This window comes from bacterium (assembly GCA_021372535.1).
Classification (GTDB): domain Bacteria; phylum Latescibacterota; class Latescibacteria; order Latescibacterales; family Latescibacteraceae; genus JAFGMP01.
The window spans coordinates 21,282-32,418 of sequence record JAJFUH010000201.1 but is presented as its reverse complement, the minus strand read 5'-3'; the positions used below and the strand labels follow the sequence as shown (position 1 = coordinate 32,418).

At 51.1% G+C, this 11,137-nt stretch carries 7 protein-coding genes and 1 pseudogene; 3 read left to right on the top strand and 5 right to left on the bottom strand.

From position 1 onward, the window contains the following. Positions 1-58: 58 nt before the first annotated feature. Both LLG96_17435 and LLG96_17430 read left to right on the top strand, forming a co-directional pair. Positions 59-556 (top strand): hypothetical protein, encoded by a 498-nt coding sequence (locus LLG96_17435; GenBank protein MCE5251989.1) that lies wholly within the window; start codon positions 59-61, stop codon positions 554-556. A 171-nt stretch (positions 557-727) separates the two neighbouring features. Then, complete coding sequence (locus LLG96_17430; GenBank protein ID MCE5251988.1) at positions 728-1,510, top strand: hypothetical protein; 783 nt, start codon at positions 728-730, stop codon at positions 1,508-1,510. A 226-nt stretch (positions 1,511-1,736) separates the two neighbouring features. On the opposite strand, the gene LLG96_17425 is transcribed toward LLG96_17430, so the two are convergent. The 5 genes from LLG96_17425 to LLG96_17405 all read right to left on the bottom strand — a co-directional run bounded on the left by LLG96_17425 (position 1,737) and on the right by LLG96_17405 (position 10,619). After that, positions 1,737-4,709, bottom strand: a complete 2,973-nt coding sequence (locus tag LLG96_17425; GenBank protein MCE5251987.1) for a heparinase II/III-family protein — start codon at positions 4,707-4,709, stop codon at positions 1,737-1,739. Positions 4,710-5,528: 819 nt separating this feature from the next. After that, positions 5,529-6,392 (bottom strand): hypothetical protein, encoded by an 864-nt coding sequence (locus LLG96_17420; protein MCE5251986.1) that lies wholly within the window; start codon positions 6,390-6,392, stop codon positions 5,529-5,531. A 535-nt stretch (positions 6,393-6,927) separates the two neighbouring features. Beyond that, positions 6,928-7,950: an aldo/keto reductase gene (locus tag LLG96_17415; protein ID MCE5251985.1), complete on the bottom strand. Its 1,023-nt coding sequence runs from the start codon at positions 7,948-7,950 to the stop codon at positions 6,928-6,930. Between the two features lie 275 nt (positions 7,951-8,225). Then, entirely contained in the window at positions 8,226-9,338 is a 1,113-nt protein-coding gene (locus tag LLG96_17410; protein MCE5251984.1) for a Gfo/Idh/MocA family oxidoreductase, read from the bottom strand. Positions 9,339-9,521: 183 nt separating this feature from the next. Next, positions 9,522-10,619 carry a hypothetical protein gene (locus LLG96_17405; GenBank protein MCE5251983.1) on the bottom strand — a complete coding sequence of 366 codons (1,098 nt, stop codon included), beginning with the start codon at positions 10,617-10,619 and terminating at the stop codon, positions 9,522-9,524. Between the two features lie 179 nt (positions 10,620-10,798). Between LLG96_17405 and LLG96_17400 the strand changes: the two are divergent. After that, positions 10,799-11,089 (top strand): annotated as a pseudogene (locus LLG96_17400) (DUF2442 domain-containing protein). The last annotated feature ends 48 nt before the right edge of the window (positions 11,090-11,137 follow it).

The window sequence follows — 11,137 nt, the reverse complement described above, 5'->3', positions numbered from 1 at the left end:
TGAAATGAGACATAACAACAGCATAATGTCATTCATGTAATGAGTTGGGGAGGTGTACATGGAATCGGTTAAAGCACATGATCACGGGAGTTGTGCCTGCGGACTGTCGAGGCGTACCTTTTTGGGCGGTTGTCTGTCCTGCGCCGCCGGTATTTCAGCCCTGTCTTCACTGGGTGTCCCATTGCTGGCTTTTCCTACCGAATTTTCTGCTCAGAGCACTGAAAAAGCGAGGATTCGGCTCATTTTCGCTTATCCCGACCCGACAAAGCCGAACTGGCCGAACATCGGGTATGATTTCAAGGGGCGGATTCAGAAAGTCACACAAATGCTGCAGGAACAGTGTCCGGCTGTCGAGTTTCTACCGGTGAGCGTCGATACCGGCACTGTCGAGACAGCGAATAAAATCCTGGCCGGCGACAGCGAGGTGGACGGGTACATCGTATACCTTGTCGGATGTCTCTGGGGCGATATGTCGGAAACGATTGCCGCTTCAGGGAAACCGACGATATTCGTCGATGATCTTTTCGCCGGAACCGGAGACTACCGTACCACCTAAGCCCGTGCACGGAGAGAGCACCGCAGGATTGTCGCCGTTTCCTCATCGAATTTCGAGGATGTCGTCGACGCTGTCCGGTGCTTCGAATGCCTGAAGAAGCTCAAAACCTCGACCATACTCGTTGTCGGCGCCGATACCGATAAACGGATTGGCGAAGTGTACGGGACGACGATGCGTAAGACGGAATTCAGCGAAATAAACGATGCCTACAAACAAATCAAACCGTCGGAAGCGAAAAAAATTGCCGATCTCTGGATTGACAATGCCGAAAAGGTTGTGGAGCCTTCCCGTGCGGAGATAGAGAAAGCCGCGGCCATGTATCTGGCGATGTATACTTTGTTGCTGCAGAACCACGCCCAGGGCATAACGGTGAACTGTCTCGGCGGGATTTACAGCGGGAATATGGTGGAGGCATATCCGTGCCTCGGATTCATGGAGCTCGATAACAGCGGATTGGTGGGCGGGTGCGAAGCCGATCAGCGCTCCGCGATAACCAAGCTGCTCATGACCTATCTGGTGGGCCGTCCCGGATTCATCTCCGATCCCGTGATCGACACTTCGAAAAACCAGATTATTTATTCCCACTGTATGGCAACCACAAAGGTGTTCGGCCCAAAGGGACCGTCCAATCCCTATCATATCCGCGATCACTCGGAAGACCGAAAGGGAGCATGCGACCGATCACTCTTTCCGCTCGGTGAGATGACGACGACCATAGAGTTCGATCACAACAGGAAACAGGTGATTTTCCACCAGGGTATTACCAGAGAAAATGTCGATGATGACAAGGCCTGCCGCACCAAGCTTGCGGTCGAGGTGAAAGGCGATGTTTACAAGCTTCTGAACTACTGGGACGAATGGGGCTGGCACCGCGTCACGTTTTTCGGCGATCTGAAGCGGCCGGTATACAACATTGCCGCCCTGCTCGGTTTCGAGGTCGTCGAGGAGGCATAGCGGTGCTTTTACCAAGGAAAGGGAAAAACCGAATTCCACCGGATTTTTCATGAACAGAAGTATGTTAACAATAATGTCCGGTTATGATTGAAAAAAGGCAGGGACAGGTTGCGACCTGTCCCTGCTTGTCAAGATGCCATGTATTTGTATTCGGATTGTTTTTAATCGAAAGAATTCCTCGCAATTTACTGCGGGATAGTTCATAGTAATTGCGATACCGTTTCGGTTATCTCCGCCCCACCGAGAACACCTTGTCAGTCGTTCCCCTGACCGTTTTCACCGTATGTCCTTCCGGGTTTGACACGATTTCGAAAGATTTCCCGCTGAGCGTGATGTTCAATCCTATGGCGCTGTCAACCGGGTTCCCCTTTTCATCCGCGGGAATGAACCGCTCGTATTTCGTCAGCTTCGCCGCGCCCTTGTGCGGTTCGAGCAGGACGCAGAAATCGGCGTTCCGCGCCTTGTCGCGCCGGAGAACCACGAATTCCTTTTCCGGCGTCCGGTACTGGTACGACCACTCGAATCCATGAACAACCTCGACCGGCGCGGTGTTGAGCGCGCGCATCGACAGGGTGAGCCGTCCCCGGCTGCCCTCTGCCGGTATGATCCAGTCGCTCCCGAAATCGCTGTCGGTCGATGCCGATGAAAGATTCTGTACCATCTCGTACCCGTCCTCATTTCCGAGCGGTTCCGGACGTGGATTCAGGACGAGCGATAATCCCTCGCGGCCGTTGGAATGATCGGGAACGCCGTGGAACCACCAGTCATACGTGTGCTCGGCCTCCGAACGGAGCGAGTCGATGATGAGACAGGCGCCGTCCATGACGCATACCGTCCGCCAGATACGGACTCCGGGATAGATACGGTCGTTGTATGCCATGGTCACCGCCGCGTCGGGGCCGTCCTCGAAGAATATCTGGCGCGAGGGATGGGGCATGTAGTGCCCCTTGAAGTAGTCTTTCATACCCGACTGGTTGTGACGGTCGACGACGATTGTCGTATGAGAGGCCGACTGTATCTGCCACTTGTGATGGAGGTCGGTCGATCCCCAGTTGAAATGCCCCGGGTAGCTCTGGCACCGGTATCCGTAGAAGTTCAGCCCCAGCGACATCACCGAGAACGAGCCCCGGTTGTCCGGCATGCTCCACTTGAATTCGGCGTCGAGCGTACCGCTGTCGAGCGGCCTTCGGAGTATGGTAAGCCCGGAATTGGGAAAATTCACCGTGGGCGGGACAGTCAGGTCGATGTCACCGCCTCTGTATGCGGGCGGCTCGCCACCGATGAGTGAGCGGCTGGCGTATTTACGGTACACGGGATCGGGATAGTGACGGGCGGCGATCGAGAATGCCTGCGCCATGGCCGATGGATTCATCGGTTCGCTCCACCAGAACGATCCGTCAATGAGACGCTTCAGTTCTTCATCGAACGTATCGAGGCCGATGCGGTACAGGAATTCGGCCATCTCGACACAGTGGGTCGTGTATCCGTTCTGTGCATACCCGTGACCGTGCCCGATGCCGTCCGCGGTGGCTCCCCACCGGCGCAGCCCGAAATACCCGTACGGGCTCCGTGCCGCAAAGGCCACAAGCGGCGCATGGTTGAAAGTGAGACCGCCGATGAGCGCCGTTGCCGTAATGGTCGTCTGACGGCAGAGCATGTCCATGCGGTAGTCGGCTATCTCCGTTAGAGCGGGCAGGAAGAGCTCGCGGATTATCCCCTGCGCTTCGTCATCGGGAACCCCGCCGGTCGCCCGGAGGAGATCGAGCGCCTCGATCATGGCCCTGAACCCGTATGTCTCCATGTACTTGGCGAAATGGAGCCTTCCCTTGTCGATCGTTTTGTTCGAGACATCGAGATCGAGCCAGTCGTACGTGAAGTAGTTCTTCCGGTACTGGTTGATGATGGTGAGCGCCCCTGTGCTGAACCGCGCATCCCCGGTCAGCGCATATGCGAGCGCGAGCGTCCGCGTCCATGCCCTGCACCGGTCATGCTCCCCGGCGCGGTAGTCACGGTCGAGGTCGACTCCCTCGAAATCCACCGTACGGTATTCGCCGCCAACCGGGCAGTAATGCTTGCCCGGCCCCTGGTACTGGAGGACGCAGCGGTGTTCCTCGCAGTAATAGTAGGCGCGCGCCCATCCGGGACCATCGGGGATCGTGAGGTCGCTCGCGAGTATCTTCTCGGCGGCTGCGATGACGGCATCGCCTTCCTTCCGTCCCCAGTCCGTGGATTTATACCGCTCGCGCATCTGACGGAGACCATCGCTGTCGAAGAGTGCGAACGGGATTTCCGCGCGCGGCATGATAATGAGGGGCAGGCTGATTCTGTCGCTCGAACGGAGAATGCTCTCGTCGGAGTCGGAGATACCTTCCAGCGAAAACACCGGCATGAACCATTCGCAGTACAGCACCGGCAGCTGTTTCAGGCGCTCTGCGGGAAGACGAAGAACTGCCATGCAGACCATCGAATCGCCGGGGGCGAGAACCGCTTTCCCCGGTGTAATGATGCCCGTTCCATAACCGCTGTCCGGACAATCGAGCCGTGCATGCACTGTGCGGGATTTCGTATCCTTGTTATAGACCGTGACGGGATATTCATATATGAGATCGCCCGACCGGTCGGGAATGGTGCTATAATCGACCTCGTTCCACCTGACATCGAGGAATCGTCTGGTAAGCCGCACGTTTCTGATCTCGATTTTACGCGAGGCTTCCTGTTCGGGATACCCCGTATTCATCGCCCAGAGGTTGAACGCTATGCCCGGACGGTCGTAGGTGAAATGGCTCTGACGGATGATCTCCGGCTGATTCAGGTCGAGGTGAATGGTCTGCCATCCGGGGCGCGGCATGTTGACGTCGATGGGACGGTAGACCATGTGTTTTTCCCCGGGGCGTTCGATAAAGATCATGACATCGACCGGCCCTCCGGTAATCCGTATGTCGAACTTGCAGAGCCCGTAGTTGTCGAGCCGCACCCCTTCGGGCAGGGGAAATGCGCAGAGGACGCGGTCTCCCACCGGAGCATCCCAGACAACGCTGCCATCCTTGTCCCACGCGATTTTTTCGATGTTGCCGTCACGTTTGATTGCGGTATCCGGGCCGGTCGGGATGGCGATGCTGTCACGGCGCGTTGCCTGCCTGCCGCAGGACAACAGGCAGAGCACAATAACGATCGGGGGAACTGCGGAGCGGATTTTCATTGATGACCTCACGGGATGATATGTATGTAAGTTCAGGCGCAGGAAATATCCGGTAATATCGGGAAAAAAGGCAGAAGGCACAAGGTATAAAAAACAGGCATAAGGCAAAAGGCATAAGGCACAAGTGAATGAAAAAACAGTGATTAAGGGGCAAAGGCACTGAGGCACTGAGTGTATGAGAAAACGGTGACAAAGGCACTGAGTGAATTGAAAAAAGGCACTGAGTGAAAATAATCCGCACAGCACCACCCGTCGTCCCCGAATCATTAATCGGGGACCCATCTCAAACCTTCAGGAAGAGAGCCGAAGCCTCTATTTGTCTCTTTTTCCCCCTATACCTTATTACCTGTCTTTATTCTTTCCCCCTTATGCCTTATGCCTTTTGCCTTATGCCTGCCTTTAAAGCCTTATGCCTGCCTTTAAAGCCTTCTGCCTGCAACAGGTGTTTGTATTAAACATTCATATAACTAACAGACGTTATTAATCAGCGCAAAAAAAAGAGCGTAGTCGCTCACTTATTACCGAGAGGTAATATAAACAATTTCACTGGATAAGTCAAGAGAAAAATAACGATGGTTATTATATTAATAAATCAAAGGAAGCGATAGTTAGTTTGATGAAGGGGGGGTAAGAGGATTTGAGATGCGGGAGGAAAAAGAGAATAGTAGGGTGCTGGTTGGATAATTATTATGATAGGATCGATATTAAATGGGAGCTTACAAATAAAATCAGCTATGCGTAGCATAACAGTAGTATAAATATTTACACGTTATCTCAACGTCCGCTGGATGTTCTTGTTATACAATGTTTTCTGTGCTGTCAGCTCTTTAAATTTACTATTTGAAATTCAATTAAGGCAGTAAATAAATCCTTAATTGAATTTTTATAATTATCATTACTAATTGAGTATCTGCTTTTAATATCTCCGAAATTGATATTACTATCATTTTCATAAATATCAAAGTATTTATTCTTAAGGTCAAAAGACAAAAAAAGAAATTCTTTGGGAAAGTCTCTCTCCGCAACTATTCTGACATTTTCACCCGGAGAATTCACAAAGTGAAAGTTTATCATAATAGAAGGAATCTTATCTTCTTTGTATGGTTTTTTAATTTTTAAGGTAATTGTCCAAGCAGTACTTTCACTAAAAATAATTGAGCTTTTAAATGATTCTACCTCTTTGTCAAAAAGGTTTTTGGGCAATTCAGGTATTATAAATTCAATTTTATTCTTTGCCTTTTGGTTATAAGCTTTTAACATCTGTGGAATTAATTCAAAAGTGTATTGATAAATATGCATCCATTTTTTACTGAGATTAATTTCTTTCTCTTTTAAAATGATTTCGCTTTTTTCATGTTCAACTTTCTTGCTTTCAATATTACCGATAAAAGCTTCAGCCCATTCATTAAATTCATGTTCAATTTTATCAATTTTATTCAATGACTCTTTATTCGTTATCGTGCCCTTCATTTCTGTCATTTCTTCTCTAAACCCCTTAATTTTTTCTACAATTTCGGATTTATCCTTTTTGCTGCTGATTAGTGAGCCCTTCGTCATCAAAAATAGCCCCACAGCATTAATAATTCCGCCAATCACAATCAACTTTTCATTTTCAAATATTTGAGCCATCAATAATGTTCCAAGTGCAATCACAAAGGTTCCAATATATATGTATCTATTCATGATAATTTTCTTTCATTTATGCACAACTTACATTCAACCCAATGCAGCTATAATTTCTGTATGAGGCACCCTCTAATCGAATCTCATTTTGTCAATAACTCTTGATATATCATAGTTTTGTGCATGGGCTGCTCCCTCCGCAGTCATCCATGCCCATAATATACCTATATCAAAATAGTAAAAATTATCCCCCTGTCAAGAGAAATATGTTCACTGGCGCTCCCACATTTTTTTGATAGAACCACCCGGGGATGAATCCTATGGCTAAATTCTTTATCTGGTTATTATTTATAGTGTTACATATCAGTCAACGATGGATTTTTTGGGATTTTCAGGTAATGAGAAAAGAAGGACTAAGGGACAGAAGGACAGAGGAACAAAGGGACAAAGGAGTCCCACTGGGACTTTATAGTGACCATAAAGAAGATATTTAACAATAGAATCCGCGTAAATCCGCTTGATCCGCGTAAATCCGCGTTCTATGAATTTATTTTAAAAATCCGTGTTCACTGCACGTATTATTTCTTCAAACCGCTCATGCGTTCCGTATACGCCAGTTCTCCATCCACTTGTACTTCGGCGGCAGGTATTCTCCGAGCGTCTTATCGGCTTTCCGCGAGAGATTTTTGAGCACTTCACGGTCTTCTTTCGTGAATTCGGGACGCCAGAGGGAATCGAGGGCATCATACAATTCACCGACCGTATTGATGGATGGAAGGCTCGAAGAGATATCCTTGTTCTGCCAGAGGTAGCGGAACGCGGCCTTCGGGTAGCTCGGGCCCCTGTATTCGGGCGAAAGCAGGCCGAGATACTGAGCGTATGCGACCATGGGGTCGCCTCCGAAGGGCTTGATACCTAGTATCCCGACCTGCTTTTCACGGCAGAGGGGGATGACCTTGCTGTACGTGTCCTGCGCATCGGCGCCCCATGCCTTGTTGTGGTGGAAATTGAGCGGCATCATGATATAATCGACCGGCGTGTGCTCCACCGCATAGAGGACTCCCGCTTCTTCGTGGGCCACCACGCCGACAGCGCGGATTTTTCCCTCGTCACGCATCTTGAAGAGGATATTGAGTTCGTCGTCGCCCTTGGTGTGGCTGTCGCCGTCATGGTAGACGATGCGGTAGAGGTCGATAAAATCAGTGTTGAATGTCCGGAGCGCCCCCTCGATCTCGGTGCGTACATCGTCCTGCACTGCAACGAGCGAGATAACCACCTTCTGACGTTTTCCCGCGAGCGATACTGACATGGGCTTGAACTGGTGGAAATTGCCGTGGTCGTACACATCGAAAAGCGTAATCCCGTTCTCGATGGCTTCCTGTATCTGACGGTCGCGGCCCTTTTCGTCCTTGAGGTTTTCCTCGCTGAGGTGTGATCCGAAACCGAGAAGGCTGACCTGAATCCCGGTTTTCCCGAGCGGGCGGTATACCATCTCATGGTTCAGGGGAGTGGGGAGACTGGGTATCTGGACCGTATCTTTGCCGTATGCCGGGACTGCCCCGATACCGATGGTTGCAACTCCCAGCGCGGATTTCCTGATCATGTCACGTCGTTTCATTGTGCGCCTCGTATCTTAAATGTTTTTAAATCTAAAATCGTAAATCAAAAATCGTAAATATCGTAAATCTGTACATGTCCGGTTATGTTCTTGCGTTTTTCCGGAAACAGGTGCCGAAACAGGTTCGGCGAGACCGTCATCCTGGACTCGTTTCAGGATCTGATCGCTTATAACATGCGCATTTATTTCTGTCGCCATGTATAAAATCGTAATTCATAAATCTAAAATCGTAAATCTAAAATCGTACTTTATACTTCATAAATCACTTTCCGGTTTCATTTCATCCCCATGAAATTACGGAGCAGCCACCGGCGTATAGCTTCCGAATAGGGGAGCGAATCGCCTCCTCCGAGTGAGTCGAGCCTGACCGCGCGCCCGGTAAGCCGTGAGACATTCGCCGCCACGAGCGCCCGGTGCTGTTCGAGAATCGCCTCGTACGGCCGGGGAACCGTGCGGTTGACGTAGAAATCGTGGAGAGTGAGAAACATGTGGTCGAAAATGGTCGCGGTGTCGGCCTCGAACAGCCTGTTTTCCTGCGCCGCATACACATCGATGTGATAGCTTCCCGGGTGTGCCCCGATATGGCACATGCCGATCATCGGCGGCTGTCCCTCGCGGGGTTTGTAAGTGAGGACGCAGAGTGACGACCCGATGGGCTTGGTCTCGCCTATCCACTTGCCAAGATCGAGCGGAGGGCGTTTTTCATCGATCCAGCGTGTCATGTCCATGAGGTATTCCCCGGTGAAGTACGCCGACTCGATTCCCCCGCCGAGCGCCGCGTGCGCATAGTTGATGACATGGGGGAACATCCATGTGAAATGAGGCTCGGGACAGTACGCTTCGTATGCCCGGACCGGCCCTTTTTCTCCGGCGAATTTTTGCATTTCCGCCACAACGGGCTGGAATTCGAGCGATGATGCGCTCATGACCGGCGCATCGTACGCCCGGGCGAGACGGATTACTTCCTCGGCATCGGCGATGGTCGCGGTAAACGGCCTGTTGATGAACACCGGTTTCCCCGCTTCGAGTGCAGGCTGGGCGAGCTCGAACACCTTACGGTAATCGGCGTGCTCCACATGGACGACATCCGATTCCTTTACGAGCTGCACCGGATCGGCGATGATTTTCTCGAAGCCGTAGGTTCTTTTGAGCGCTTCCGCCGCTTCGGGGACATCGTCCCAGACCGCATAGGGCCTGCAGCGCACGATACTGCGGTATTTCTCCGGCGGCTTGACAAACGACTCGACGAAACCATGGGAGCCGAGACCGAGCTGACCGACCTTGATTTTGGTGCTGTCCTGGGCAAAAGCGGGTGGTTTCCCGGCTGAGATAATTCCGGCAAGCCCACCCGCGGCGGCCGTTTTTAAAAAGGTTCTCCTCGTTTTCATGTTTGTATCTCCGACAATGGTAATGATTTATTCATGATGAAATATTTCACTGCGTTTATTTATAAAATAGAAGCCGAAACGAATTCGGCGTGACCGTCATCCTGAACTCGTTTCAGGATCTGATCGCTAATAACATGCGCAATTATTTATGTCGCAATGTATAATTCAACCTTCACCACCCTCTCAGTTCCTGTATCGTTTCAAAAGATAGTTACGGATCGATTCGTCGTAGGGGAGCGCATCGCTGCCTTTGAGGGAATCGAGTTTCACCGCCTTCCCGGACAGCCGTGAAGCATTCGTGGCAACGAGGGCACGGTGCTGTTCGAGAATCGCCTCGTACGGCCGCGGCGGTCTGCGGTTCACATAAAAGTCGTTGAGGGTCAGGAACATGCACTCGAAAATGTTTGCCGCATTGAGCTCTCCGCCCGCCACGAAATTCCTGCTCTCCTTGTACGCATAGACATAGATGTTGTAGGTTCCCGGGCTCTGTCCGATCTGGCACATGCCGATAATCGGCGGCTGCCCGTCACGTGGTTTATAGGTCAGGAGGCTGACCGCGGAACCGTATGGCCGTTTGGGGTCGACGAATTTCCCGTCCTCGATCCTGATATCCCCCATCTCGATGATGTAATCCCCGCTGAAATAGGCGGAGTCGATTCCCCCGCCGAGCGCGGCGTTAGCGAAATTGATGACATGGGGGAACATCCATGTGAAATACGGCTCCGGGCAGTACGCCATGTAGCTGCGCACCGGGCCCTTTTCCTCGGCGAATTTTCCGATGAGGGGGATTTCCGGCTGGAATTCGAGCGAGGATGCGCACATGAGGGGGGCGTTGTGCGCGCGGGCGAGGCGGACGATTTCCTCGGCATCGGCGATACTGGCGGCGAAGGGACGGTTGATGAACACCGGCTTGCCCATTTCGAGCGCGGGACGGGCGAGTTCGAGCACACGGCGGTAGTCGGCGTGTTCGACATGGACGACATCGGATTCTTTGACAAGCTCGACCGGGTCGCCGATGGCTTTCTCGAAGCCCATCGGGAGCATTTTTTCCGCGACGCCGGGGACATCGTCCCATACCGCGTACGGTTTGCACCGAATGATGTCCTTGTATTTCGGCGCCGGATTTTTGAACCGGCCCACGAAACCATGCGAGCCGAGACCGAGCTGCCCGATCTTCACCATCTTCATGTCCTGGGCGAATGCGGGCGCCTGACCTGCGGCAATGATGCCGCCGATTCCGGTAAGAGCGGATGTGCGGATAAACGAACGTCGGGTAGACATGAAAACACTCCGGAAAAGAGGATTTTTTTCTTTTTTTATGAGAATAATTTAAGGACAGAAGAAGGGAATGTAAAGGGGAAAGGAAGGCGGAAAATGCTTGACAGGGTGTGGATTTGTGGTATTTTGATATACATATATGAATGGTAAAGATATGATGCCGGGTTTGGAGTAAATCTGCCATGGAGCAAGTATCCAAAATCAAATCGGCAACTGTGATTGGAGCAATGCAGTTCCTTATATGCTTTGATAACGGCGAACAGAAGGTTTACGACTGTAAACCGCTTCTTTCACGCCCCCGGTTTTATCCTTTGAGGAATCCGGTGTTTTTCAAGGCTTTCAGGGTTGATACATGAGGGTATGGAATTTCGTGGAACGATGACATTGATCTGAGCGAATATGAATTATGGACAAACGGGAAGCCGGTTTTGAATGAATCGATGCAAAAGACAAATGACTACCAACACAGATAAATGGTTGATTTGAATGTTATTATGAGAAATAAATAGAAGAGACGGGAA

Coding starts and splice junctions, on each gene's coding strand:
- LLG96_17435 (MCE5251989.1), top strand. CDS start 59: ATGGAATCGGTTAAAGCACATGATCACGGGAGTTGTGCCTGCGGACTG.
- LLG96_17430 (MCE5251988.1), top strand. CDS start 728: ATGCGTAAGACGGAATTCAGCGAAATAAACGATGCCTACAAACAAATC.
- LLG96_17425 (MCE5251987.1), bottom strand. CDS start 4,709: ATGAAAATCCGCTCCGCAGTTCCCCCGATCGTTATTGTGCTCTGCCTG.
- LLG96_17420 (MCE5251986.1), bottom strand. CDS start 6,392: ATGAATAGATACATATATATTGGAACCTTTGTGATTGCACTTGGAACA.
- LLG96_17415 (MCE5251985.1), bottom strand. CDS start 7,950: ATGAAACGACGTGACATGATCAGGAAATCCGCGCTGGGAGTTGCAACC.
- LLG96_17410 (MCE5251984.1), bottom strand. CDS start 9,338: ATGAAAACGAGGAGAACCTTTTTAAAAACGGCCGCCGCGGGTGGGCTT.
- LLG96_17405 (MCE5251983.1), bottom strand. CDS start 10,619: ATGTCTACCCGACGTTCGTTTATCCGCACATCCGCTCTTACCGGAATC.